Source organism: Vibrio sp. M250220, assembly GCF_036533795.1.
GTDB lineage: Bacteria > Pseudomonadota > Gammaproteobacteria > Enterobacterales > Vibrionaceae > Vibrio.
In genome coordinates, this window is the sequence record NZ_JATABI010000057.1 from 1 (window position 1) to 25,114 (window position 25,114).

The following is a 25,114-nucleotide window of genomic DNA, read 5'->3' on the forward strand; positions in this document are numbered from 1 at the left end:
GTCAGCTTCGTATCATCTAAATACATGTACCTTGGAAGGGATCAATAACAAGATTAAGCTAATAAAAAGAATGGGCTATGGATACCGAGATACGGAATACTTCTTTATGAAGATAAAAGCGGCTTTCCCCGGAAAGCCGCGATGAACCTAAAAAAAGCGCTGGTCTCTCAACCAGCGCTTTTCTATTTGGATCAGACTCACCTTTGGTGATTAGCCCACATTCTTACGTGCGTTTTGGAACATACGCATCCAAGCACCGTTTTCACCCCAACCTTCAGGAGCCCAAGAGTTTGCCACTGTACGGAACACACGCTCTGGGTGAGGCATCATAATAGTCACACGACCATCCGTCGTTGTCAGGCCTGTAATCGCATTAGGAGAACCATTCGGGTTGTTCGGGTATTGCTGAGTTGGATTGCCATGGTTATCCACGTAACGCACAGCGACAGTACCAGACGCTTCAATCGCTGCTAGATGCTCCGCTCCACGAACTTCAACACGCCCTTCACCATGAGACACAGCGATTGGCAGACGCGAGCCCGCCATACCATCGAAGAACACGGAATCTGACTTCTGAACTTCGACTAAACTAAAGCGCGCTTCAAAACGCTCAGATTCATTGCGTACGAATCTTGGCCAAAGTTCTGCGCCAGGGATCAACTCTTTCAAGTTAGACAGCATTTGACAGCCATTACATACCCCCAAAGAGAAGGTATCTTCACGGTTGAAGAAGCCTTCAAACTGATTGCGCGCTTGTTCATTGAACAAGATAGACTTCGCCCAGCCTTCACCTGCACCCAATACGTCACCGTAAGAGAAACCACCACAAGCAACCAGACCTTGGTATTGGTCCAGAACAGCCTGACCAGTCAGGATATCGCTCATGTGGATATCGGTCGCTTCAAAACCTGCACGGTCAAATGCAGCCGCCATTTCAACATGAGAGTTAACGCCCTGCTCGCGCAGAATAGCCATTTTCGGCTTGGCGCCTGTCGCAATGTACGGAGCTGTAATATCTTCTTTAACATCGAAGCTCAATTTAACGTTGAGACCTGGGTCTGAGTTATCTTTCTTCGCTTCAAACTCTTGATCCGCACACACTGGATTATCACGCAGAGCCTGCATCTTATGGGTAGTTTCCGCCCAGATAGTACGCAGTTCAGTACGATTACGCTCAAGAACGACTGAATCACCAGACTTAATAACAAGCTCATCAGAAGCATCGACTGAACCGATCACATGTGAACAAGTTTCTAGACCATTTGCTGCCAAGGTTGAAAGCACTGTGTCTAGGTCAGAATTTTTCACCTGAATCACGGCACCAAGTTCTTCGTTGAACAGAGCCGCAAGAGTATCGTCACCCAAGGCAGCGATGTCAGCATTGATACCACAGTGACCTGCGAATGCCATTTCGGCCAAAGTAACGAATAGACCACCGTCGCCTTTATCGTGGTAAGCCACAACTTGATCATTTGCGACAAGAGCCTGAATACCCTCGTAAAAACCTTTAAGTTGTGCTGCATTGTCTACATCAGCAGGTTTGTCACCAAGCTGCTTGTACACCTGTGCAAGCGCTGTTGCGCCTAGACGATTCTTACCATTACCCAAGTCGATAAGTACCAGGCTAGTGTCGCCTTTGTCAGTGCGAAGCTGAGGTGTAATCGTCTTACGAATATCCTCAACACGCGCGAATGCAGTGATAATTAGAGACAGTGGAGACGTCACTTCTTTCTGTTCACCGTTCTCTTCCCACTTGGTTTTCATTGACATCGAATCTTTACCAACTGGGATAGTCAGTCCAAGCGCCGGACATAGCTCTTCACCAACAGCCTTCACCGCTTCGTAAAGACCCGCGTCTTCACCTGGGTGGCCTGCTGGAGACATCCAGTTTGCAGACAATTTAATATGTTTGATGTCACCAATGTTGGTCGCAGCGATGTTCGTGATTGCTTCGCCCACCGCAAGACGAGCTGATGCACCAAAATCTAGTAGAGCAACTGGAGTGCGCTCACCCATTGACATTGCTTCACCGTGGTAAGTGTCGTAGCTTGCTGCCGTTACTGCGCAGTTTGCAACTGGAACTTGCCATGGACCAACCATTTGGTCACGAGCGACCAGACCTGTTACGGTGCGGTCACCAATCGTGATAAGGAACGTTTTTTCAGCCACTGTTGGTAAGCGTAGAACGCGCTCTAGCGCATCATTTAGTTCAATACCTTGACGATCAATCGCTGGGTTGTTCACCTTCAGCGTTTTCGCGTCACGGTGCATCTTCGGCGTTTTACCTAGAAGAACATCCATTGGCATATCGATTGGTGTGTTGTCGAAGTGTGAATCTTCTAGCTTCAATTTACGTTCTTCTGTCGCGATACCAACAACAGCATATGGTGCGCGCTCACGCTTACAGATAGCATCAAATGCTGCCATATTTTCTGGTGCAACCGCTAATACATAACGCTCTTGCGATTCATTACACCAGATCTCTAATGGGCTCATACCCGGTTCATCATTTGGTACGTCACGTAGCTGGAAGATACCACCACGTTCACCGTCATCAACAAGCTCTGGAAGTGCGTTTGAGATACCGCCAGCACCAACATCATGAATAAAGGCGATTGGGTTTGCTTCGCCTAGCTGCCAACAACGGTCGATCACTTCCTGACAACGACGCTCCATTTCTGGGTTTTCACGTTGAACTGATGCGAAGTCGAGATCTTCGGCTGATTGACCAGATGCCATTGAAGACGCAGCACCGCCACCAAGGCCGATATTCATTGCAGGGCCACCAAGCACAATTAGGCTTGCTCCTACTGGGATTTCTTTCTTCTGTACATGCTCTTCACGGATGTTACCCATACCACCAGCAATCATAATTGGCTTGTGGTATCCACGGATCTCTTCACCTGCGTGAGAATTAACTTTCTCTTCGTAAGTACGGAAGTAACCAAGTAGGTTTGGACGACCAAATTCGTTGTTGAACGCCGCACCACCTAGAGGACCTTCTAGCATGATATCTAGAGCGTTAACGATACGACCAGGCTTGCCAAAATCGGTTTCCCAAGGCTGCTCAAAGTTTGGAATACGTAGGTTAGAAGTCGTAAAACCAACTAGACCTGCTTTTGGTTTACCACCGATACCGGTTGCGCCTTCATCACGGATTTCACCACCGGAGCCCGTAGATGCCCCAGGCCAAGGAGAGATAGCCGTTGGGTGGTTATGTGTTTCCACCTTCATGAGAATGTGTGCTTTCTCATGGTTGTAGCCATACTGACGTGTTTCTGGATTAGGGAAGAAACGACCAACATTAGAACCCACCATAACCGCTGCATTATCTTTGTAAGCCGACAGCACGTTATCTGGTGTCACTTGATAAGTGTTTTTGATCATTTTAAACAAAGACTTCTCTTGCTTGATGCCGTCGATTGTCCAGTCTGCATTAAAGATCTTATGGCGACAGTGCTCTGAGTTTGCTTGTGCAAACATCATCAGTTCGATGTCAGTTGGGTTGCGTTCAAGTTTGTTGACGAACGCATCGTAGAGATATTCAATTTCGTCATCAGCCAAAGCTAGGCCTAGGGTAACGTTTGCTTTTTCAAGCGCATCACGACCACCTGCAAGTAGGTCAACATCCGCGACTGGCACAGGCTCAGCAACTTGGAACAAAGCTTGTGCAGAATCGAAATCAGTGAAAATGACTTCCATCATGCGATCATGAAGGATAGCTTTTAGCTCAACTAGTTGAAGTTCTGTAAGTTCGGTTGAGGATTCGATGTAGTAAGCCGTACCGCGCTCAAGGCGAACCACTTTGTCCAGACCACAGTTATTGGCGATATCCGTCGACTTTGACGACCAAGGAGAGATCGTTCCTGGGCGAGGAGTCACAAGCAGAAGCAAACCTTGTGGTTCATGCTCTTCAATTGTAGGACCGTAAGTCAGTAGTTTTTCAAGTTTCTCAACTTCAGACTCATCGAGATCAGCTGATAGTGCTGTAAAGTGAGCGAACTCTGCGTAGATGCCAGTTACTGGCAGACTTAGTTCACGACAAAGCTCTAGAAGCTTGTTAACACGAAATTCAGATAGAGCTGGGGAGCCACGAAAAATTCTCATGTGCTTAGGTCTCTTATGCAATTGGTTAAGGTCTATTGACCTGAGGTGATATTGGAATAAATTCAGTAAGTTAGGACATATCACTTCGAACTTATGCCGATTGCACCTCTCTGTTGCGAGCGCATTATATAGTAATTATTTTTGTGATGTAACACCAAAAGCAACCGTTTGCGTCATTTTTTTTGTCAAATTTGAGATACACCAAAATTCCTCATTACCAGAACAGTTATCCCGAAGCCTGACTGATTATCTTGCCTTGTCATGACACTTTGATATAAATGCCCTACTAGATGTATGAGAATGTCGTTAATGAAAAAGCATTATCTAAACCAACTTAAATCTGTGTGCGCGTTGCTATTCTGCGCCTTGGTGCTTTCTGGTTGTCAAATAGAATCCGAACCAAAGAGTGAGTTGGACTTAATTAAAGAACGTGGTGTATTGCGTGTTGGCACACTCAACAATCAACTTTCTTACTTTATCGGACCAGATGGCCCTGCTGGACTGGATTACGAACTTGCTCGTGAGTTTGCCAATGAACTCGGCGTCCAGCTTGAAATGAAACCGGCATACAGAATATCAAGCCTATACCCAGCACTGAAAAATGGTGAAATTGATATAATCGCAGCGGGCTTGAGCCAATCTCCAGAGCGTCTAAAACTCTTCCTCCCAGGGCCTGCCTACTACTACGTGAGTCAACAGCTTGTATACAAGAAAGGAAACTGGCGTCCAAGAAACCTTGAGCAGTTGCTTGAGAAGCAGGCTGAGCTTATTGAAGCCAATAGTGGTGAAGATGTACTGAGAATTGTCAGCGACTCTCATTTTAACCGCACACTAGCAGCAATTCAGGCCGAACAGCCACAATTGTCTTATGATATTGACCCAAATGCCGACGTAAATGATCTCCTTAAGCAGGTTTCCTCTGGAGAGCTGCGCTTTACTGTCGCGGACTCGGTAGAAATTTCGCTCTCACAACGAATTTACCCAGATATTGCCCTCGCCTTTGAACTGACAGAAGACCAACCCATCTCTTGGTTCTTGCGTCGTTCTCAAGATGAGAGCTTATACGGTTTGATCATAGAGTTCTTCGGGGCGGTTAATCAGTCTGGTCATCTCGCATCGCTTGAAGAGAAATACATTGGTCACATTGGCAATTTTGACTATGTTGATACACGTGCTTTCATTCGTGCGCTAGACTCCAAATTACCGAAGTGGTCTCCACTATTTAAAAAGTATTCGGATGAGTTTGACTGGAGACTTGTAGCAGCTCTGGCTTATCAAGAGTCACACTGGAACCCTAAAGCTAAATCGCCAACGGGTGTACGTGGCATGATGATGTTGACTCTCCCTACGGCAAAAAGTGTGGGGGTGAACAATCGTCTCGACCCAGAGCAGTCCGTTCGTGGAGGCGTCGAGTACTTGCGCAGAATGGTGGCTCGAATTCCAGACTCGATCGATGAACATGAAAAAATTTGGTTTGCGCTGGCTTCCTATAACGTGGGTTATGGTCACATGATGGATGCACGTAGACTGACCAAGACGCAAGGTGGAAACCCAGATGCTTGGTCTGACGTAAAAGATCGACTGCCACTGCTGCGTCAGAAGAAATACTACAGCCAAACTCGCTACGGTTTTGCTCGTGGAGATGAAGCTCGCCGCTATGTTGAGAATATTCGCCGCTACTACCAGAGTATTATTGGACACGTCGAACAGCAGACGGTTGAAAATGGCGACATCAGCATTGATGATCTCGCGGTTATCCAACTGCCTGAAATGGAAGAGTCTGAAGAAAGCCTAAGCGCTGAAGATGAGTTAGAAACACTGGAATCTGAAGCCCTCGTCGAGCCATCAACTAATCAGTAGACACCCTATGTTTGAGTGCGCAGTTTTGGTTAAAATCCGCGCACTTAATCATTATTTACTCACTCAGAGATAATATCGTGTTCAAGATCACTTGCGAAGTTTCTTGGAATTGTAACAATTGCGAGGTATAAGACGTTTATCGTCACATAATCAAGTGCTTCTCTGCACTTGAGAGTTTGATTGAACATTAACCAAAACAGGAGGTTGTTTTATGCTTAGACGTAAAATGCAGTCAAAACGCCTTAACAAGACCGTTGCTGCAAATCGCCGTAAGCGCATGCTGAGTAACAACAAGAAAAAGGTGATCGCACGTCACCGCGCCTTTATGCAACTAATTATTGCCGCATAACCCCGCATAGCAAACATCTTAACCACAAGATGTTTGCTTATGACCCGCTTTCCTTCAGTCTTTTTTGTCTCTGCTTGTTTCGTCCATTTGCTCTAAGCGTATTGCCTGACGTTGCTGTTTCTTCTCTTTGCGTCGACGTTTAAAGAACGCTTGTAACTGAGACCGGCACTCCTCTTCAAGCAACCCTTGTTCAATATCTGCATAATGGTAAGCGGCTTGATGCTCAAACAAGTTGAGAACCGTTCCTGCCGCACCGGCCTTAAGATCAGGTGCACCAAAAACGATTCGCTTGACTCGACTATGTAATAACGCTCCCGCACACATAGGACATGGCTCTAACGTTACATACAGAGTGGTATCGAGTAGTCGATAGTTCTGCAACACATGGCCCGCCTTACGAATAGTCTGCATCTCAGCGTGCGCGCTAGCATCATGCTGGCCAATAGACTCATTCCAGCCTTCCGCAATAACTTTACCCTCTTTGACTAAGACCGCACCAACAGGCACTTCTCCCTTTGCTTCGGCAAGCTCAGCAAGCTCGATAGCGCGGCGCATAAACAGTTCATCTTGAGGGGTAAATTGAGAATCTGACACAGAGAACTCCAAAATCTAGCATAGCGGCTGTGGGCTGGTGATTTTACTCAAAGAGTGAGTGATCTGAAAGGAGAACTCTCTATTTGTCTGGTTTATCGCCGAAACGAAAAAGCGCCGGTCTTTCAACCAGCGCTTTATTAAATGTTACTAAACAATCTCAGCGTTCTTACATGCTGTAAGTGTATGGAGCTTGGATACCTAGAGGGATACCTAGCATCCAGTAGACAACTAGGAAGATTGACCAACCGATCAGCATTGCAATCGAGAATGGCATCATTAGAGATGCAAGTGTTCCGATCCCTGTCGACTTCACGTAACGTTGACAGTAAACCACGACTAGCGGGAAGAATACCATCAGAGGTGAAATGATGTTAGACACCGAGTCACCAACACGGTAAGCCGCTTGAGATAGCTCAGGAGAGATACCGACAGCCATTAGCATTGGAACTAGGATTGGACCAATCAGAGCCCACTTCGCTGACGCAGAACCAATAAGTAGGTTTACAGATGCAGTCAGTAGAATCATACCAATGATTGTTGCTTCACCCGGTAGGTTCATGACTTTTAGGCCTTGAGCACCGTAAAGCGCTAGCATAGTACCGATGTTTGACTGAGCGAACGCCGATAGGAACTGTGCACAGAAGAACGACATGACAATGTACGCACCCATTGTAGACATAGTGTCAGCCATCGCTTTAATGATGTCGTTACTTGTCTTGAACGTACCTGAAACACGGCCATATACGTAGCCTGGGATGATAAACAGAATAAAGATCAGCGGAACAATCGATTTCATCAGCGGTGCAGAGAACGCCGTAATCTCACCAGCTGGAGAACGTAGTGCTGAATTCTCAGGAATGATCGCAGCGATAAGTAGCGCGATGCCCGCCATCATAGCCCAACCAGCGTAACGGAACGCTTTTGATTCTAGCTCTGAGAAAGAACCAAGATCTGGTGCTTTTTCAGCATCTTCGTCGATAGGTGAATTTGCTAGACGAGGTTCGATGATTTTCTCTGTCACGTACCAACCGATAGCAACAATGATCACTGAAGATAGGCCAGTAAAGAAGATGTTTGCTAGAGGGTTTACTACATATTCTGGATCGAGAACCTGAGCCGCAGTCTGTGTAAAGCCAGCAAGTAGCGGATCAATACCTGAAGGAATGAAGTTAGCTGAGAAGCCACCCGACACACCCGCAAACGCTGCCGCGATACCCGCTAGAGGGTGACGACCTGCCGCGTGGAAAATAATACCACCTAGTGGAATAACCAGAACGTAGCCCGCATCTGCCGCTGTGTGCGAAACGATCGCAACCAGAATTAGCATTGGAGTCAGCAGCTTCGCTGGAGTGAAGTTAAGCATCTTCTTAAGGCCAGTTGTAATAAAGCCAGAAGAGTCAGCAACACCAACACCTAACATCGCGACTAACACGATACCTAGTGGTGCAAAACCAGTAAAGGTTGTCACCATATTCGCGAGAAAGCTTGCTAAAGATTCGCCAGTCAAAAGGTTTTTAATTTCAAGAGCTTCACCCGAACGTGGATTGATCAGGTCAAATGTAACGTTGGAGAGCAACGCTGACGCAGCCCAAGTAATAACAAGTGCCCAGAAAAATAAAATGGCAGGATCTGGGATCTTGTTACCTGCGCGTTCGATAAAGTTTAAGAAGCGATCCATCCCACTCGGCTTCGAAGATGGTGCCTTATTTACTGCTTGGTTACTCATGGTAACTCCATATGTGATGTTGTTGCCTAAGGCTTCTTGTAATTGTTTTGTCAGCCTATGATTCGACTGTCATTCTATAAAATAGCCTTACTAAAAGCACAAGATTCTGTGTATTTTTCCATAATTGGAGACATATTTTGCAAAAACACCATTAACGTGCAACAAAGCCAATACAAATACCCATCACGACATGAAACAATTTTGAAACCAAAACGTAAAACATAGATCTCGCTTTTGAGTTTTGAGCGCTAATACGACATAGATATGAAACTAATGCAACATGCGTATTGTTAATCAGAAAACATCGTCTTCAGGGTAACCATTTGGGGCTGCCCTAGTCGGTCATTCCATTCAACATACACTTCGACTTGTTTAAGGTTTACTGAAGATGGCCACGACATACTCTGAATTTGCCACGCCAATTGGAATTTTGAGTGTGAGCTGGAATCGGTGCCGCTAGCTAATGAACTCACACCTAGAAAACCAGCGTGACTTCTTAGCCGCTCGGCTTTCTGCTCAGCGATACTTAATGCTGTCACGCTATCCACCGCAAACTCGGCTCTCTGCTCTATGTATACCTGAAGTTGCACCAACGCCAATGAAGTCATTCCACTTAGCAACATAGTAATAAGAACTTCTATAAGGCTAAAGCCAGTTTGCCTATTCCGCATTCCAACCTCCATGTAGCCAGCGAATCACAGTGTTTTCCGCGTTAGGATGGGTTATTACAGACTGTATGGTCTCATCAGTGGTTTGTTCACCATAATAAAAACGCCTGCTGATACCATAATTTCGCCTTGTAGCCCGAATAACAAAACGTTGGCTGCCTAGCGGCTCAATCAATAACTCATCTAATTCCATCGCTGTCAGACAATCATTGAACAGCTCCTCTCTTTCTACAGGCGATGATAGAACTAGCACATTCGGGTGTCGCTTTATTCGGGCAAAGGCACACTCGATTCCCCCTTCAACTAACCAGTGTGTTTGACTTAATTTAATCTGATTCTGTGCCTGTTTAATGTGAAAAAATACCCCTCTAAAAAGCCCCATAGACACACCTAAAGCCGCTGTTAGTAACACGCTACTCAAAATTAATGTCACTATGCCTTTCTGCTTCACTAATCGTTCCTTACTCGCACTGTTATCTGAGAGGAGTAATTTACCTCCGGCGCTTGAGTTAGCTGACCAGCTAAACGAACAGAAACAAGCTGACTAGCACTTGCGTGCTCACTAGTGACTTCCGTTGAGACTTCGAATTCAGAGACAGAGATAAGTTTGGGATCGAAGAGGTTATAACAGTTACCGAGTAAACCTGATTCAGCCGCTGAAGAGATACCTAAAGGTGCAGACGTATGCTTCTCGCATATTTTCAGCTGACCGACTGACGAAGTGGTTGAAACGTAATACTTAAAAAATACATTGCGAAATAGCTCTTCATCAGAAGACGCCGCTCGATAGACATAACCAAACTGTTGACTGTCAGGATTCACATAGATGGTTTTGGTACTACCAACAAGCCTAACCGATACTCCTCGTGCATCATTGAATCCTGCACGTTTTATATCCTGCTTAATGTGCAGCATGACACTTTCTATACTGTCGACAAGAAGTAAACGCTCACCTCTATGCTCAGTAATTTTCAGACTTGCCAAAAGAATTGAGCTGACGACACCTAACGTCATCACGCCCATTAATGACGCCACCAGTATTTCAATCATTGTCGAACCATACTGAGTGTTGTTGCTAACATGCCGCATAACCAAAACGCTCGGCTCCTTCAGCGCAAACCACCACCCTATTGGCAAAAAATGAACTCTTTAGCCGCAACTTATGATCGCTTTCCCCCTCGACATAGAATTCAAAACTGCCGTTCTCGACTCGACCGCGTACCCCATAAAATCGGATTCTGTCTCTAGTGTAATTCCAACTCAGTTTTATCGAAGCAAACGTGCGACCGTCAATTAAGAGTATGGTTTCCCCACTGTCGACAACCTGTGAATCCGTCAAGGTTATTCGCCATAACCCCGCTTGCTGTTCAGAACCGAGGTCAGTAATGTGAACCCAGAGATCTTGATTCCTTGCGATCGCCTCAGAACGGCTCTGCATCATAAACCCCTTTAGCTCATTCGCCACACGCTTCATCTGAAGAGCATGACTCATCTGCAACATACTCGGAATTGCTGCTGACATGAGTAAGGCCATTAAAATCAGCCAAATGAGTAGCTCAATCAGAGTAAAGCCGAGAGACGTTTTCCACTTCATCATGTAAATCAATGTCTATGCACAACCATTCTTGAAGTGACCTTAACAGTCAATAAGATTATGAAAATAAACAAATAATAAGACTAGAAGCAGATTCAAATGACGTATTCAAAAACGAGCAACATTAGACCAAAGGGTATGACATTGATCGAGTTATTAGTCGTCGTCATGCTGGTAACCATTTTTGCCTCGATTCTCTATCCAAACTATCAGAGCCAAATTCTCAAGGCACATCGCGCTGCAGCCATTAGCGACTTGGCGAAAATTCAGCTCGAACTGGAGCGTCAGTATCGGGGAAGTTACGCATTGGCAGCCGAAAATGTGCTGCCAGATGGCTACTGCGCTTGGTGTAAAACCAATGCCCGTCAGTTTTCTTTTTCGATATCAGCGACAGAAAACCGCTACACCATAAAAGCCCACCCAACTCACTCTCAGACGAGCGACGAGTGCGGTGGAGAAAGGTACCAATCCCTCAGCCTAAATCAGGCTGGAGAGTACAGCCCGATAAAATGCTGGCAATAAAAAAGCCTGCGCGGAGGCAGGCTTTTACAGTTGAATAAAACCATTAGCTGGTTAGGTCATCAAAGAACTTTTTCACTCCGTTGAAGAAGCCTTCAGACTTAGGCTTGTGCTTTGTCGCAGCTTCACCACCACATGATTCTTCAAACTCTTTAAGCAGCTCTTTTTGACGAGAACTTAGGTTAACTGGCGTTTCCACGACAAGCTTAACGATAAGATCACCAATACCGCCACCGCGAACACCCTTAACACCTTTACCACGCATACGGAACATACGACCGGTTTGAGTTTCTGACGGTACTTTCAGATTAACACGACCATCCAGTGTAGGGACTTCAACCTCTCCGCCTAGCGCTGCCATAGCAAAGCTAACAGGAACTTCACAGTACAAGTTGTTGCCGTCACGTTCGAAGATATGGTGCTCTTTCACGTGAACCTGAACGTATAGATCACCGGCTGGTGCACCCATTTCTCCAGCTTCACCCTCACCAGACAAGCGGATGCGATCACCTGTGTCCACGCCTGCAGGAATCTTAACATTAAGAGTTTTGGTTTTCTGTTTGCGACCTTGACCATGACATACGTTACATGGGTCTTTGATGATCTTACCTTTACCATGACAGGTAGGACAGGTTTGTTGAACCGCGAAGAAACCCTGACGCATCTGAACTTGACCATGACCATGACAAGTGCCACATGTCTCAGCAGAAGTGCCTTTCTTAGCACCGCTACCTTCACAAGAGTCACAGTGAACAAGTGTAGGTACATCAATTTCTTTCGAGACACCACGAACCGCTTCTTCTAGCGACAACTCCATGTTGTAGCGTAGATCTGCACCACGCTGCGCACGTTGCTGACCACCGCCACGACGACCGCCACCAAAGATATCGCCAAATACGTCACCAAAGATGTCACCGAAATCTGCGCCGCCGCCACCAAAGCCGCCACCGCCCATACCACCTTGTTCAAAGGCCGCATGACCATACTGGTCGTAAGCTGCTTTCTTTTGTGGATCGAGCAGGATTTCATACGCTTCTTTTACTTCTTTAAACTTATCTGCGGCGCTCTCATCACCCTGATTACGATCCGGGTGGAACTTCATTGCTAGGCGCTTGTACGCCTTTTTAATATCACGCTCTGATGCATCGCGGCTTACGCCTAATACTTCGTAAAAATCACGTTTTGACATGTTTCTCGTCACCAAATTTATTACTGCAAACGGTCAACACCGCTTGGTGTTATATCGATCTAACTAATGGCTCTGAATTTTAACGACTTCGCGCTAAAAAGACACTTTTAGTTAGATGGACATAATTTACAAACATACGGGCGTATGAGTTTCCTCAAACGCCCGCATCATATTCAAGTTAAATCAGATTCAAGAATTACTTCTTGTCTTCTTTCACTTCTTCGAACTCTGCGTCAACTACGTCGTCATCTTGCTTAGACTGTTCACCAGCGTCACCTGCTTGTTGAGCTTGTGCTTGCTGTTGAGCAATTTCCATTAGCTTCTGAGCCGCAGCCATAAGCGCTTGTACTTTAGCATCAATCGCTTCTTTGTCTTCGCCTTTACGAGCGTCTTCTAGTTCAGAGATCGCTGCTTCAATCTTCTCTTTCTCTTCAGCTGGTAGAGCGTCACCCGCTTCTTCTACTTGCTTACGAGTACCGTGAATCATTTGGTCAGCTTGGTTACGAGCGCTTGCTAGTTCTTCGAACTTCTTGTCCGCTTCTTTGTTAGCTTCTGCTTCTTGAACCATTTTCTCGATTTCTTCATCGCTCAGACCGCCAGAAGCTTGGATAGTAATCTTCTGTTCTTTACCAGTCTGCTTATCTTTCGCTGATACGTGAAGGATACCATCCGCATCTAGGTCGAAAGTTACTTCAATTTGTGGCATGCCACGTGGCGCAGGCTGAATGCCTTCTAGGTTAAATTGACCTAGAGACTTGTTGTACATTGCTTGCTTACGCTCACCTTGAAGCACGTGAATAGTTACCGCGTTCTGGTTGTCTTCTGCTGTAGAGAAAACTTGGTTCGCTTTAGTTGGGATAGTCGTGTTCTTCTCAACGAGTTTAGTCATTACGCCGCCCATAGTCTCAATACCTAGAGACAGAGGAGTAACGTCTAGTAGAAGTACGTCTTTCACTTCACCAGCAAGTACACCACCCTGAACTGCAGCACCCATTGCTACTGCTTCGTCTGGGTTAACGTCACGACGCGCTTCTTTACCAAAGAACTCAGCAACCTTAGCTTGAACCATAGGCATACGAGTCTGACCACCAACTAGGATTACGTCAGTGATATCGTTAACCGATAGGTCAGCATCTGCTAGAGCAACTTTTAGCGGCTCAAGTGAGCGTTGTACTAAGTCTTCAACTAGAGATTCTAGTTTCGCACGAGTCACTTTAACGTTCATGTGCTTAGGACCAGTCGCATCCGCAGTAACGTAAGGTAGGTTTACGTCAGTTTGAGTCGTAGAAGAAAGCTCAATTTTCGCTTTTTCTGCCGCTTCTTTAACACGCTGCATTGCTAGAGGATCTTTCTTAAGATCGATACCTTGCTCTTTCTTGAACTCATCCACTAGGTAGTTAATCATGCGGTTATCAAAGTCTTCACCACCTAGGTGTGTGTCACCGTTAGTTGCTAGAACTTCGAATGTTTTCTCGCCTTCAACTTCATCAATCTCAATGATAGAGATATCGAAAGTACCACCACCAAGGTCGTATACCGCGATAGTGCGGTCGCCGCCAGACTTGTCTAGACCGTAAGCTAGAGCTGCTGCTGTTGGTTCGTTGATGATACGTTTAACTTCTAGACCTGCGATACGGCCAGCATCTTTAGTTGCTTGACGCTGAGCATCGTTAAAGTAAGCAGGTACTGTGATAACTGCGCCAGTTACTTCCTCACCTAGGAAGTCTTCAGCCGTTTTCTTCATTTTCTTAAGTACTTCAGCAGAAACTTGAGGAGCTGCCATTTTTTGGCCTTTCGCTTCTACCCAAGCATCACCGTTGTCAGCCTTAACAATTTTGTATGGCATGATTTCGATGTCACGTTGTACTTCTTCGTCTTCAAAACGACGACCGATCAAACGCTTGATTGCAAATAGCGTGTTTTCTGGGTTAGTAACTGCTTGACGTTTCGCAGGTTGACCTACTAGCGTCTCACCATCTGTGTATGCAATTACTGACGCTGTGGTACGCTCACCCTCTGCGTTTTCAATTACGCGTGGTTTGTCGCCGTCTAGTACAGCAACACATGAGTTTGTAGTACCTAAGTCAATACCAATGATTTTACCCATCAGGCTATCTCCGAATAAATTTCTATTTTCGTTTTGCTATATCCCCTATGTGGGGGATCGAGAATCGGGTTTCAACCCTTGCTCACAAACAAAAATAATTATGTTTGCTTCTCTTATGCCCAATAGATAAGGGCGCCAAATCTCTTTTCAAGGGACAAAACAAAAAAAAATAGAAAAAGATTAGATAAATGAGCAGGAGCAAGAATGAAATATAAAAAAGCGAGGCACTTGGCCTCGCTCTACTTTCATCAATTAAGATTACGCGTTGTTTGCTTGAGCTGGTTTCACTTCTGCTTCTACTTCATCTTTACCGATTTCGCCTTCGCTTGTTGCAACAATGGTGTTCACCGCTGTGTCACCTACTACGTTTGAAGAGGTACAGAACATATCGTTGATACGGTCAACCGCTGCGATAATTGCTAGACCTTCTGGTGGAAGACCTAGTTGGTGAAGTAGAACACCAACCATAACAACACCGCCACCTGGTACACCACCCGCACCAATCGATAGAAGCAGGATAGTTAGACCTAGAGTAAACACATCTGCTGTATTGATAGGCTGACCAAATGCGTTAGCGACGAAGATAGTTGCCAATGCGATGTAAATAGACACACCAGACATGTTCATCGTTGCACCTAGTGGTACACCAAAACCTGCAACCGATTTAGAAACGTTTAGTTTCTCAGTTAGGGTGCGCATTGTTACTGGAATCGTTGCGTTAGAGCTTGCTGTTGATAGTGAGAACAGAACCTGCTCACGCGTCGCACGTAGGAATGCCTTTGGAGACGTCCCCGTTGCAATGCCTACCGCCATTGGGTAGAAGATGAAAATCCAGAATACTAGCATTGTTACAACGAGTGCTACATAGCCCGCAACAGACATAAGCGTGTTTGCGTCTAGAGTCGCGCCTAGTTGAATCATCAGAGCGAATACACCGTATGGTGCTAGGCTCATGACGAGACCAACAAGCTTCATCATAATTTCATTAGCCATCTTGAAGGTACGGATAGCAGGGCCACCGCGTGAATCAAGCGCTTGAATAGCAAGTCCAGTCAGAATCGCCATGAAGATGATTTGTAGCATGTCACCGTTAGCAAAAGCCTGTACAGGGTTGCTTGGTACAATGTTGACGACTAGAGAGAAAATATCTGGTGTTTCAGTTGTCGTTAGCTTAACGCTCTCTGAGATAGTACCAGCTAGGTTGGCATCAGCACCTGGTTGGAAAATCATACCAACGGTCAGAGCTGCTGCGATCGCGATAATGGTGTTGATAATGTAAAGAGCAAAAGTTTTACCACCAAGACGACCAAATGCGGTGATGTCTTTTAGATCGACAATACCACATACGATTGATACATATACTAAAGGCACTACAAGTAGTTTGATCAACGATACAAACATACCACCAGCGCCTTCAGCGGCACCAAGAAGGTAAGTATCAAAAATAGCAATTCCACTAAATAAGTACTGGATTGCCGTACCGATCAGAAGACCAGCAAACAAGCCTACAAAAATCTTGCTTGAAAGCGATTTATCCATCATCCAACTCCAGAATGTTGTGTTTATTAATTATGTTTTTATAGATTATTCCGCCACGTTTCATGGTTGAGTTCGCACATAATACACACTGAAGTTACAAAATAAAGCCTTTGTTTACGATAATGTTACAAGTTTCTAATCAGAAATTAATTTTCGGTTACACTTTTATCTAAGGATAATTCACTAAATCAACACCTTGTGTGGCAGTATGAAATCCGGTTTTAACCATAAAAAAAGAGAGGCTAAGCCTCTCTTTTGATACAAAAGTCGTTCTACAGGTCAGAATTTACTTAGCAACCATTACCATTGCAGGGCGCACTACACGACCGTTCAGTTCATAACCTTTCTGCATTACAAACATGACTGTGTTTGATTCATGATCTGGACTTTCTTGAATCGACATCGCTTGATGCAATTCTGGGTTGAACGTTTCGCCTTCAGGATTGATCTCTTTCAAACCAAACTTAGAAACGGTATCGACAAACGTTTTATGCGTCAGCTCAACACCTTCAAGAAGTGGTTTAATCACTTCATTTTCAGTATCTGCGGCTTGAATCGCACGCTCTAGGTTATCGATAACAGGGAGTAACTCTTCCGCGAACTTGTTTAGTGCGTACTTACGAGCCTTATCGATCTCAGTTTCAGTGCGGCGACGCATGTTTTCAACTTCAGCTTTAGCACGAAGAACGCTATCTTGCTGCTCTTTAACTTTAGCTTCACTCGAAAGCAACGCAGCTTCTAGTTGAGCGATCTTTGCCTCTTGCTCGTCTAGTTCTGTTTCCTCTTCGTTCCACTCGATATCAGCGTCAGTGCCTACAACTTCCGCTTCTAGCTCTGCTTGCTGTTGTAGTTCTTCATCTTTGATCTTGTTTTCTTCGTTGCTCATGATATCTCCAGACTTCATATTTATTGGTACCCAACACTTCACGTTTATCGTATCGGAATACACAAAAACTCGCATAAATTGCTAACTTGCCATTATTATGGGGATGAAGATTGTCGAATCAAGCCTATTTGGTGCGGAAAACCTATGAAAAAACCTTTTGAAGTGATCGCCATCATTGGTAAACCCAGAGATCAGCAAGCAATAGCAACGCATAAAGAGCTCTATACCTGGCTTCAAGCTGAAGGTTATAAGGTGTATATCGATGACCGTCTTTGCGAGATTCTCGACGATATTCCTAAGGATGACTTCGCCAGTCTGATACAACTTGGCCGCATTGCCGACCTTGCCATTGTCGTCGGTGGTGACGGAAACATGCTCGGCGCCGCACGAGTACTATCACGATTCGATATCTCAGTGATCGGAGTAAACCGCGGTAATCTCGGCTTCCTAACCGACCTCAACCCAGAGGATTTCCAGGCGGCGCTAAAGAAAGTGCTTGCTGGTGAGTTTATTGAAGAGCAACGATTCTTACTCGAAGCTGAAGTCCATCGCCACGGGCAAGTAAAAAGCCACAACGCAGCACTGAATGAAGCCGTACTCCACCCCGGCCAAGTGGCACATATGATTGAGTTTGAAGTCTACATTGATGATAGCTTTGCCTTCTCACTTCGAGCTGATGGTCTGATCGTATCAACCCCTACCGGTTCAACGGCCTATTCTCTATCCGGTGGTGGTCCAATCTTATCTCCAAGCTTGAATGCTATTTCACTCGTTCCGATGTTCCCACATACACTATCAAGCCGACCACTAGTGGTTGACGGAAACCGCCGAATCAAATTGGTTGTGGCGCCAGATAACCGCGGAACCCAAGAAGTCGGCTGTGATGGTCAGGTTTCACTTCCAGTCTCTCCTGGCGATGAAGTACACATCTATCAAAGCCCCAATATTCTCAAACTCATCCATCCAAAAGACTATAGCTACTATCATGTGTTACGAAACAAGCTGGGATGGTCGAGCAGATTGTTTTAAATAACTAGCAATATTGGAGGGTTGGCGTAGCGCGTCAGCCCTTTTTTGTTTAGCAGGGAGGATGTATTGCATCTCCTACGAAACAAATTCTTTCTAGATATCCGGCAGCGAAGTTCGCGCTTGCTCACAAAAATTTTCACCAGCATCTTTACTGTATAAAGAAACAGTATATACTGTTTTCTTATACAGTATTGTTCATTTAAACAGGTACATAAAATGCTGGCTCATCTAAGTGTTAATAATTTCGCAATTGTTAAGTCTCTACAGCTAGAGCTATCCAAAGGAATGACAACCATCACTGGCGAAACGGGCGCAGGTAAGTCCATCGCTATAGATGCTCTCGGGTTATGTTTAGGGGGACGCGCTGAAGCCGGCATGGTACGTCAGGGAGAAGAGAAAACAGAAGTCAGTGCTGCTTTCTCCCTAGAGAACAATATCAACGCAACTCGCTGGTTGGAAGACAATGATCTTCTCGACGGTAGCGACTGCATTTTACGCCGTATTATCAGTAAAGAAGGTCGTTCACGTGCGTTCATCAATGGCAGCCCAGTTCCTCTTTCGCAACTCAAATCTTTGGGTCAGTTATTGATCAACATCCATGGTCAACATGCACACCATCAATTGATGAAGAGCGAGTATCAGATGGCAATGCTTGATCAGTATGCAGGTCACACTGCGCTGCTGAAAAGCACACGCAATGCCTACCAAGCATGGCGACAAGCCGACAACAATCTCAAACAACTAAAAGAGAACAGCGCTACTAACCTAGCGCAAAAACAGCTCTTGGAATACCAAATCAAAGAGCTAAACGAACTCTCTCTTGGCGAGGATGAATATGAACAACTCGAACAAGAACACAAACGCCTATCCAACAGCGGCGAGCTTGCCTCAACCTGTCAGCAAGCTATCGAGCTTATTTACGAAGGTGAAGAAGTTAACGCGCTTGGTATTTTGCAATCAGCCAATCACTCCCTAATCCAACTAGCGGAACTGGACGAAAAACTGGCTGAGCTGCCAAATATGATTGCAGAAGCGATAATTCAGCTAGAAGAAGCGAACAGTGAGCTGCGAAACTACCTCGATTGTATTGATGTCGACCCTGCACGTATGGCTTACGTTGAAGAACGTTTTTCTAAAGTTATGTCGATGGCTCGCAAACATCATGTATTGCCCGAAGAACTGTTCGCTCACCATCAAGACCTGCTCGCGCAGATTGAAGCATTAGATTGTTCTGATGAGCGTCTAGAAGAGCTTGAGCAAGAAGTTAGCGATAAATACCAGTCATTTTTAACCTCTTCAGAGAAGTTAAATAAATCGCGTAACCGCTATGCCAAAGAGCTAAACAAACTGATCACAGCTAGCATGCATGAACTTAGCATGGAAAAAGCTCAGTTCCAGATTGAAGTCAGCAGCGAAGGAACTCACCCATCACCACTGGGTATGGACAGTGTTTGTTTTGTTGTATCAACAAACCCAGGTCAGCCAATGCAACCTATCGCCAAAGTTGCTTCAGGTGGCGAACTGTCACGAATTTCTTTGGCTATTCAGGTCATCACCGCACAGAAGGTGGATACACCAAGTCTTATATTTGATGAAGTAGACGTTGGCATCAGCGGACCAACCGCCGCGGTAGTTGGTAAAATGCTGCGTAAATTGGGGGAATCAACCCAAGTACTATGCGTTACCCACTTACCGCAAGTGGCAGGTTGTGGTCATCAGCAACTATTTGTGGCTAAACAAACCAAAGCAGGTAAAACAGAAACTCAAATGCGCCGCCTAGATGATGAACAACGCGTGACCGAACTAGCTCGACTACTTGGAGGAAGTGAAATCACTGACTCTACACTCGCCAATGCCAAAGAACTCTTGATCGCTGCATAACCCCTCCTCTAAAGAGCCAGATTTATCTTTTTTGATAAATTTTGGCTCTAGTTTGCAACCAAATTCAAAAATCATGGTCTGAAACAATTCAAAATGCTCACAGCTTTTTACTTTGGCGCTTAGCTTGTTTATTATCGGCTGAGTTTAAATTTTATCTGTTACAAGAATTTTAAGTATGCAATTTAAAAAGTGGCTTATCGCTGTACCACTCGCTATGACAATGCTGACAGGCTGCTCCCTTCTCGAAAAGCTTGTATACCGTATTGATATCAACCAAGGCAACTATGTTGAGCAAAGTGCAGTCGAACAGTTGAAGTTTGGTATGACCAAAGAACAAGTACGCTACGTTATGGGTTCACCAATGCTAGTCGAGAACGGCTACCCAGATACATGGTATTACATCTACCACCACACCGAAGGCCATAACGACTCAGTACAAAAAAATCTCATCGTCAATTTCAATGACAACGGTCAGTTGGTTGACGTTGCTGGTGACTTCCCTGCGAGCTCAGACTTCTTCGAAAGCATCAACTAGCAAAAAGCGGGAAGATTTCAGAAGGGTTGGCAGTCAGTGCCAACCCTTTTTGTTTTTGAGGGAGTCGTTTGAGAACGAAGCTCGTTTTCCCTAAGCCTCTTTCCTGAGCGGATTTTTCTTACCGCCAGTAACAGGGTCAGCACTTCCAGCCGCTTTCGCCTGTTCAGCTCTTTTGCGACGAATCTCTTTTGGATCAGCGAGTAGCGGGCGATAAATCTCAATACGATCTTTATCCTGAACAGTTGAATCCAACTTAACGTTGCGACTAAACACCCCGACCTTGTTCTTGCTTAAGTCGATTTCTGGGTACAACTCAAGTACACCAGACTGTGCGATGATCTCTTCAACTGTCATCGCTCCTTTAACCACCAGCGTAAATATACGCTGTTCATGAGGCAGTGCGTATACCACCTCAACATGAATCATGTCTGACTCAATACTCATAAGCTACATAAACCTGTTTTGCGCGCTTGGTAAATGCATTAACCATATTATTGGTCAGCTCGTTAAACACCTTACCAAAGGCCATTTCAATCATCTTGCTTGAAAACTCAAATTCCAGCTTCAATTCAACTTTGCACGCTTTTTCATCTAAAGGGGTAAAAAACCAGCCGCCTTTCAGCGTTTTAAATGGCCCATCAACCAAATTCATGATGATAGCCTCACCCTTAACTAACTCATTAGAAGTCGTGAACGTTTTACTAATCCCTGCTTTTGCAACATCAACAGAAGCGACCATCGCGTCTGAGCTCGATTCAATCACACGTGAACCCGAGCACCCTGGCAAAAATTCTGGGTAACTCGCCACATCATTCACCAGATCGAACATCTGTTCTGCACTAAATGATACCAACGCAGAACGGCTGACTTGCTTCATATTGACTCCTCATAACATCCGCCTGAACCTCAAGCATGGTGCAATTTTACTTTTATTTGCACTAAGCGCAAATAAAGGGATTTCCTAAGTCAAATCCTAGCCGTATAATGCACCCACTATGGTAAAGAAAAAATCCAAACAAAAAGCGGGTAGCAATACCATCGCTGTCAACAAGAAAGCTCGTCACGAATATTTTATCGATGATGAAATAGAAGCAGGTATGGAGCTTCAAGGCTGGGAAGTTAAGTCACTTCGTCAGGGCAAAACTAACATCGCAGAAAGCTACGTGTTTATGCGCGATGGTGAAGCCTTTGTTAGTGGCATGACTATTACTCCGTTAAACCAAGCGTCTACTCACGTGGTGGCTAACCCTACTCGCGTTCGTAAACTGCTGCTTAGTCGTCGTGAACTCGACAACCTAATGGGTCGTATTAACCGTGAAGGTATGACTCTGGCTGCACTATCACTCTATTGGTCACGTTCTTGGGTCAAGATGAAGATTGGTGTTGCCAAAGGTAAGAAACTGCACGACAAACGTGATGATCTTAAAGAAAAAGATTGGGCACGCGAAAAAGCGCGCGTAATGAAGAGCTCACTGCGCTAATATTGAGCACTTAAACGCACAGGTCTAGACAGGTAACACTTTTCTGGTACTATGCGAAGAACACTTGGGGCTGATTTTGGATTCGACAGGAATTTTGCAGTCTGAGGTGCATGCCGTGGGGCGGTTGGCCACGTAAAAAGCCGCAAAAAAATAGTCGCAAACGACGAAAACTACGCACTAGCAGCTTAATACCCTGCTCAGAGCTCTCTCGCCCTAGCTTCCGCACGTAAGACGGGGACCAACGAGGGATCAAACCCAAACGCGCTAGCTCGGATTCTCCCGCCTGAGAGATGAACGGCGAATTATAATTCAGGATAGTCACTTACTGGCGTGTCGGTTCGCAGGTACTTGGTGAATTTAAAGATCGACTAAGCATGTAGTACCAATGATGAATGGTTTTTGGACGCGGGTTCAACTCCCGCCAGCTCCACCAAACGTTTGGAAAGGGCGATAACTCTTTGAGTTATCGCCCTTTTTGTATTTTAACAATCAATATCTAAGCTGCTTGTACTAAAAATTGGTACTAAATATAGGGCAACGACTTGCTGGTCAATATTCTTTATGGTGCCTGTCCTTGTTATTTTGCTTGTTGCTCTTCACTTTTTATAGAGACAAATCGTGTTTTGGGTCTGGATACAGCTTCGCAAATGGCCTCTGCGTCATTAGCATCGTTCTTCTCATTTTGTCGATATGGAATAACGAACTTGGATGCCATTATCTTAGGATTATGTCCGAGCTTACGTAGCTCTCTTGCCCAATAGTGTGCACCAGAGCATGCTTCCATACCAATGATACAGGGTGGTAGATTGGCGAATGTGTCTAAGAGTTTGTTTCTTTTGACAGTTTTTCGTAGGATGCACTTGCCATATGCATCAACGCCGTGAATACTGAACACATTCTTGGCGAGATCAATGCCAATAGTTTGAATGTTGGACATGATAACCTCCAGTTCTTCAGCGTGTACTGAGTCAGTATGGCACGCGGAGTTTCAGGGAGAGGGAGTCCATATCATTCGTTATGTGACTTAGGGAGAACTCTGTATGGAAAGTGTTAATATTCGGGACGTAGAACAAAAGGATATTTCAGACGTTCAAAAATATATATCTGAACCATCTTTAAGTGATATGAGCAATATTCCATCCCCATATCCTGAAAATGGTGCAGAGATATGGTTTAACCATGTCCAGAGTTTGATTTCGGAAAATCGCGCTAGAATTTTTGTGATCGAGTTAGGTAAAGAGTTTGCGGGTGTCATAGCTATGAATGCTCTGAGCTTACATGAGTCTAAGGCTAATTTTGACTATTGGGTTCGCCTCGATTTGCAAGGAGAAGGTATAGCATCAAAAGCTTTAGGGTTTGCCGTAGAAGAGGCTAAGCGCATGGGGTTGAAAACGCTATATAGTGGGTGTTTGGTTCGTAATGTAGCTTCCCAGAGAGTTTTAAAGAATAATGGTTTTTCACCCTATCGAGTCATTAAGTTGGCAGATGGAAAGCATGTAGGCGAAGAACTAGTGCAAATGTCGAAAACGTCCACATAAGATAATTGGACTCCCGATCTAATGACAAGCTAACCTTCTTAAGTTAGCTAACACTTTGGGAGAACAAGATGAGAACCACGATCATTGGTGTTGACCTAGCCACTAAGGCTATCCAAGTATGTGTTTATTTAAACTCAAAGGTGCTTTCCAATAAAGAACTGACACCTCAGCAGTTTAGTGAGTTTTTGCGTCAACAGCCTCCATGTGTCGTGGTATTCGAATCTTGCAGTGGCTCTAACTACTGGGCTCAATATTGTCGCTCGATGGGCCATAAAGCTAAGCTCATTTCTACTCGCTTGGTTGGTGCGATAAGGCAGAACCAAAAGACGGATAAAAATGATGCCCTTGCAATCGTCCAGGCAGCGCTATTGCCCGAAGTACACTTTGTCGCGACTAAAACACCTCATCAGCAGCAAGCTCAAGCAATTCTTAGATTACGTGAGCAATGTATCAAGCAAAAAACCGCTCTCAAAAATCAGTTAGGTGGCTTGTTGAGAGAGTTCAACTTCTCTGTTGGCAGGGGTGAAAGTAGGCTTATTGTAACTATTGAGTCGATTTTAGAAGACTATGAGAACGGGCTAAGTTTTACGTTTCGAACAATGCTCAGCAAATCACTCAAGCTGTATCAGCAAGTTTGCCTGACTCTTGAGAGTTATAACTTAGCTCTAGAGGAGTGGGTAGACGAAACCCCAGATTGCAAAAAATTAATGAGGATCGAAGGCATTGGTTTATTAAATGCCATCCATCTTTATATTGCGATGGCCGAGCAAGAAACTGGTGAATTCAAACGAGGTCGAGATGTTTCAGCATGCATCGGGTTGACGCCAGTGCAGCATAGCTCTGGTGGTAAAGTGAAACTGGGCACAATCGGGAAGCGAAAAAGCACTGGTTTACGAAGTTTGTTAATCACCGGAGCAATGGCAGTGGTTCAACAAGTCGAAAAGCGAGAAGCCAAAACTAAAAAAGAAAGTTGGCTAAAGTCGCTAATTGAAAGGCGCGGAAAGAAATGTGCAGCAGTCGCATTAGCCAATAAAAATGTACGAATAGCTTTTGCAATGCTCAAGAATGGAACGGATTATCACCTAACATAATTTTCAATCACAAAACGCTTAATGAATATGATGTTAGGTGATGCAGAATAGTCGTTTGAGATTAAATCTCGCTAACAAGCGTTGCACCCTAACCAGCGAAATTGTCAGAGAGTCGAGGTAGCTCCTCATCAGAACTCGTACATAAGCGAGCAAATATCATTACGCAATATTGTGGTTGCAAATAGGGAGTCCACATAAGAGACTATGGCGTCAATAGTTAATTTTTGGCGCTATTGTTATCCCACATAATACCAATCTAAGTAAAAATATGGTCTAATTAAGGCTGTCATTTCTACACGAGAATGCCATGGATAGCCTCGACAACATCGACTTTAAAAAACTCGCTAGTCAGCAGAAGTCTATACAAATGAAGATGCGTTTACTTGCTCTAGCACACTTTAAAGAAGGGCGGTCTCGAACA

General features: G+C 44.9%; 23 protein-coding genes, 1 other RNA gene and 1 pseudogene. 11 read left to right on the forward strand and 14 right to left on the reverse strand.

Annotation, left to right across the window (positions count from 1 at the left end):
• Window positions 1-145, forward strand: a 145-nt coding sequence (locus QTN94_RS17160) for a transposase (RefSeq protein ID WP_331417622.1), incomplete at its 5' end; no start/stop codon positions are given.
• Between the two features lie 65 nt (window positions 146-210).
• On the opposite strand, the gene purL is transcribed toward QTN94_RS17160, so the two are convergent.
• Window positions 211-4,107 (reverse strand): phosphoribosylformylglycinamidine synthase, encoded by a 3,897-nt coding sequence (purL, locus tag QTN94_RS17165; RefSeq protein ID WP_331428356.1) that lies wholly within the window; start codon window positions 4,105-4,107, stop codon window positions 211-213.
• Window positions 4,108-4,416: 309 nt separating this feature from the next.
• Here purL and mltF point away from each other — a divergent pair, with 309 nt between their 5' ends.
• Window positions 4,417-5,967, forward strand: coding sequence for a membrane-bound lytic murein transglycosylase MltF (mltF, locus tag QTN94_RS17170; RefSeq protein ID WP_331428361.1), 1,551 nt, complete (start codon window positions 4,417-4,419; stop codon window positions 5,965-5,967).
• A 211-nt stretch (window positions 5,968-6,178) separates the two neighbouring features.
• Window positions 6,179-6,316: a hypothetical protein gene (locus QTN94_RS17175; protein WP_171052184.1), complete on the forward strand. Its 138-nt coding sequence runs from the start codon at window positions 6,179-6,181 to the stop codon at window positions 6,314-6,316.
• Between the two features lie 54 nt (window positions 6,317-6,370).
• On the opposite strand, the gene tadA is transcribed toward QTN94_RS17175, so the two are convergent.
• The 6 genes from tadA to QTN94_RS17205 form a co-directional block, all read right to left on the reverse strand.
• Window positions 6,371-6,910 carry a tRNA adenosine(34) deaminase TadA gene (tadA, locus tag QTN94_RS17180; protein WP_331428357.1) on the reverse strand — a complete coding sequence of 180 codons (540 nt, stop codon included), beginning with the start codon at window positions 6,908-6,910 and terminating at the stop codon, window positions 6,371-6,373.
• Window positions 6,911-7,076: 166 nt separating this feature from the next.
• Window positions 7,077-8,636 (reverse strand): AbgT family transporter, encoded by a 1,560-nt coding sequence (locus QTN94_RS17185; RefSeq protein ID WP_331417709.1) that lies wholly within the window; start codon window positions 8,634-8,636, stop codon window positions 7,077-7,079.
• Between the two features lie 290 nt (window positions 8,637-8,926).
• The gene (locus tag QTN94_RS17190) at window positions 8,927-9,307 is read right to left on the reverse strand and encodes a type IV pilus modification PilV family protein (protein WP_331417710.1); all 381 of its coding nucleotides are present in this window, start codon (window positions 9,305-9,307) and stop codon (window positions 8,927-8,929) included.
• Window positions 9,297-9,755: a hypothetical protein gene (locus QTN94_RS17195; RefSeq protein ID WP_331417711.1), complete on the reverse strand. Its 459-nt coding sequence runs from the start codon at window positions 9,753-9,755 to the stop codon at window positions 9,297-9,299. The genes QTN94_RS17190 and QTN94_RS17195 overlap by 11 nt, the downstream gene beginning before the upstream one ends.
• On the reverse strand, window positions 9,755-10,393 hold the full coding sequence (locus QTN94_RS17200; RefSeq protein ID WP_331428358.1) for a PilW family protein: 639 nt from the start codon (window positions 10,391-10,393) through the stop codon (window positions 9,755-9,757). Before QTN94_RS17200 ends, QTN94_RS17195 begins: the two co-directional genes overlap by 1 nt.
• On the reverse strand, window positions 10,380-10,901 hold the full coding sequence (locus QTN94_RS17205) for a GspH/FimT family pseudopilin (protein ID WP_138971818.1): 522 nt from the start codon (window positions 10,899-10,901) through the stop codon (window positions 10,380-10,382). Before QTN94_RS17205 ends, QTN94_RS17200 begins: the two co-directional genes overlap by 14 nt.
• Before the next feature lie 96 nt (window positions 10,902-10,997).
• On the opposite strand from QTN94_RS17205, the gene QTN94_RS17210 reads away from it, so the two are divergent.
• Window positions 10,998-11,420 carry a type IV pilin protein gene (locus QTN94_RS17210; RefSeq protein WP_331417713.1) on the forward strand — a complete coding sequence of 141 codons (423 nt, stop codon included), beginning with the start codon at window positions 10,998-11,000 and terminating at the stop codon, window positions 11,418-11,420.
• A gap of 43 nt (window positions 11,421-11,463) precedes the next feature.
• On the opposite strand, the gene dnaJ is transcribed toward QTN94_RS17210, so the two are convergent.
• From dnaJ to grpE, 4 genes are all read right to left on the reverse strand, one after another.
• Window positions 11,464-12,606, reverse strand: coding sequence for a molecular chaperone DnaJ (dnaJ, locus tag QTN94_RS17215; RefSeq protein WP_331428359.1), 1,143 nt, complete (start codon window positions 12,604-12,606; stop codon window positions 11,464-11,466).
• Window positions 12,607-12,802: 196 nt separating this feature from the next.
• On the reverse strand, window positions 12,803-14,713 hold the full coding sequence (gene dnaK / locus QTN94_RS17220) for a molecular chaperone DnaK (RefSeq protein ID WP_269378165.1): 1,911 nt from the start codon (window positions 14,711-14,713) through the stop codon (window positions 12,803-12,805).
• A gap of 258 nt (window positions 14,714-14,971) precedes the next feature.
• Complete coding sequence (locus QTN94_RS17225) at window positions 14,972-16,252, reverse strand: dicarboxylate/amino acid:cation symporter (protein ID WP_138971817.1); 1,281 nt, start codon at window positions 16,250-16,252, stop codon at window positions 14,972-14,974.
• A 286-nt stretch (window positions 16,253-16,538) separates the two neighbouring features.
• Window positions 16,539-17,138, reverse strand: a complete 600-nt coding sequence (grpE, locus tag QTN94_RS17230; protein WP_138971749.1) for a nucleotide exchange factor GrpE — start codon at window positions 17,136-17,138, stop codon at window positions 16,539-16,541.
• Between the two features lie 144 nt (window positions 17,139-17,282).
• Here grpE and nadK point away from each other — a divergent pair, with 144 nt between their 5' ends.
• The 3 genes from nadK to bamE all read left to right on the forward strand — a co-directional run bounded on the left by nadK (window position 17,283) and on the right by bamE (window position 20,583).
• Window positions 17,283-18,167, forward strand: coding sequence for an NAD(+) kinase (gene nadK / locus QTN94_RS17235; protein WP_269378163.1), 885 nt, complete (start codon window positions 17,283-17,285; stop codon window positions 18,165-18,167).
• 216 nt (window positions 18,168-18,383) lie between these two features.
• Complete coding sequence (gene recN, locus QTN94_RS17240; RefSeq protein WP_269378162.1) at window positions 18,384-20,048, forward strand: DNA repair protein RecN; 1,665 nt, start codon at window positions 18,384-18,386, stop codon at window positions 20,046-20,048.
• 175 nt (window positions 20,049-20,223) lie between these two features.
• Window positions 20,224-20,583, forward strand: coding sequence for an outer membrane protein assembly factor BamE (gene bamE, locus QTN94_RS17245; RefSeq protein WP_138971746.1), 360 nt, complete (start codon window positions 20,224-20,226; stop codon window positions 20,581-20,583).
• Window positions 20,584-20,673: 90 nt separating this feature from the next.
• On the opposite strand, the gene QTN94_RS17250 is transcribed toward bamE, so the two are convergent.
• Window positions 20,674-21,027 (reverse strand): RnfH family protein, encoded by a 354-nt coding sequence (locus QTN94_RS17250; protein WP_138971745.1) that lies wholly within the window; start codon window positions 21,025-21,027, stop codon window positions 20,674-20,676.
• A complete protein-coding gene (locus QTN94_RS17255; protein ID WP_269378160.1) occupies window positions 21,017-21,460 on the reverse strand; it encodes an SRPBCC family protein in 444 nt (147 codons plus the stop codon). The genes QTN94_RS17250 and QTN94_RS17255 overlap by 11 nt, the downstream gene beginning before the upstream one ends.
• 118 nt (window positions 21,461-21,578) lie before the next feature.
• Between QTN94_RS17255 and smpB the strand changes: the two genes are divergently transcribed.
• Together smpB and ssrA are read left to right on the forward strand one after the other, a co-directional pair.
• Window positions 21,579-22,064 carry an SsrA-binding protein SmpB gene (gene smpB / locus QTN94_RS17260; protein ID WP_269378159.1) on the forward strand — a complete coding sequence of 162 codons (486 nt, stop codon included), beginning with the start codon at window positions 21,579-21,581 and terminating at the stop codon, window positions 22,062-22,064.
• A 66-nt stretch (window positions 22,065-22,130) separates the two neighbouring features.
• Window positions 22,131-22,497: a transfer-messenger RNA gene (gene ssrA / locus QTN94_RS17265) on the forward strand.
• Window positions 22,498-22,647: 150 nt separating this feature from the next.
• Here the strand turns inward: ssrA and QTN94_RS17270 are convergent.
• Window positions 22,648-23,001: pseudogene (locus QTN94_RS17270) on the reverse strand (IS110 family transposase); the annotation flags it as partial.
• A 103-nt stretch (window positions 23,002-23,104) separates the two neighbouring features.
• Here QTN94_RS17270 and QTN94_RS17275 point away from each other — a divergent pair.
• A complete protein-coding gene (locus QTN94_RS17275) occupies window positions 23,105-23,602 on the forward strand; it encodes a GNAT family N-acetyltransferase (RefSeq protein WP_331428360.1) in 498 nt (165 codons plus the stop codon).
• A gap of 68 nt (window positions 23,603-23,670) precedes the next feature.
• A complete protein-coding gene (locus QTN94_RS17280) occupies window positions 23,671-24,693 on the forward strand; it encodes an IS110 family transposase (protein WP_138971664.1) in 1,023 nt (340 codons plus the stop codon).
• Window positions 24,694-25,114: the final 421 nt, after the last annotated feature.

Bases quoted from the DNA above. Each gene is read 5' to 3' on its own strand.
- purL (WP_331428356.1), bottom strand. From the start codon at position 4,107: ATGAGAATTTTTCGTGGCTCCCCAGCTCTATCTGAATTTCGTGTTAAC.
- mltF (WP_331428361.1), top strand. From the start codon at position 4,417: ATGAAAAAGCATTATCTAAACCAACTTAAATCTGTGTGCGCGTTGCTA.
- QTN94_RS17175 (WP_171052184.1), top strand. From the start codon at position 6,179: ATGCTTAGACGTAAAATGCAGTCAAAACGCCTTAACAAGACCGTTGCT.
- QTN94_RS17185 (WP_331417709.1), bottom strand. From the start codon at position 8,636: ATGAGTAACCAAGCAGTAAATAAGGCACCATCTTCGAAGCCGAGTGGG.
- QTN94_RS17190 (WP_331417710.1), bottom strand. From the start codon at position 9,307: ATGCGGAATAGGCAAACTGGCTTTAGCCTTATAGAAGTTCTTATTACT.
- QTN94_RS17200 (WP_331428358.1), bottom strand. From the start codon at position 10,393: ATGCGGCATGTTAGCAACAACACTCAGTATGGTTCGACAATGATTGAA.
- QTN94_RS17205 (WP_138971818.1), bottom strand. From the start codon at position 10,901: ATGATGAAGTGGAAAACGTCTCTCGGCTTTACTCTGATTGAGCTACTC.
- QTN94_RS17210 (WP_331417713.1), top strand. From the start codon at position 10,998: ATGACGTATTCAAAAACGAGCAACATTAGACCAAAGGGTATGACATTG.
- dnaJ (WP_331428359.1), bottom strand. From the start codon at position 12,606: ATGTCAAAACGTGATTTTTACGAAGTATTAGGCGTAAGCCGCGATGCA.
- dnaK (WP_269378165.1), bottom strand. From the start codon at position 14,713: ATGGGTAAAATCATTGGTATTGACTTAGGTACTACAAACTCATGTGTT.
- QTN94_RS17225 (WP_138971817.1), bottom strand. From the start codon at position 16,252: ATGGATAAATCGCTTTCAAGCAAGATTTTTGTAGGCTTGTTTGCTGGT.
- grpE (WP_138971749.1), bottom strand. From the start codon at position 17,138: ATGAGCAACGAAGAAAACAAGATCAAAGATGAAGAACTACAACAGCAA.
- nadK (WP_269378163.1), top strand. From the start codon at position 17,283: ATGAAAAAACCTTTTGAAGTGATCGCCATCATTGGTAAACCCAGAGAT.
- recN (WP_269378162.1), top strand. From the start codon at position 18,384: ATGCTGGCTCATCTAAGTGTTAATAATTTCGCAATTGTTAAGTCTCTA.
- bamE (WP_138971746.1), top strand. From the start codon at position 20,224: ATGCAATTTAAAAAGTGGCTTATCGCTGTACCACTCGCTATGACAATG.
- QTN94_RS17250 (WP_138971745.1), bottom strand. From the start codon at position 21,027: ATGAGTATTGAGTCAGACATGATTCATGTTGAGGTGGTATACGCACTG.
- QTN94_RS17255 (WP_269378160.1), bottom strand. From the start codon at position 21,460: ATGAAGCAAGTCAGCCGTTCTGCGTTGGTATCATTTAGTGCAGAACAG.
- smpB (WP_269378159.1), top strand. From the start codon at position 21,579: ATGGTAAAGAAAAAATCCAAACAAAAAGCGGGTAGCAATACCATCGCT.
- QTN94_RS17275 (WP_331428360.1), top strand. From the start codon at position 23,105: ATGGAAAGTGTTAATATTCGGGACGTAGAACAAAAGGATATTTCAGAC.
- QTN94_RS17280 (WP_138971664.1), top strand. From the start codon at position 23,671: ATGAGAACCACGATCATTGGTGTTGACCTAGCCACTAAGGCTATCCAA.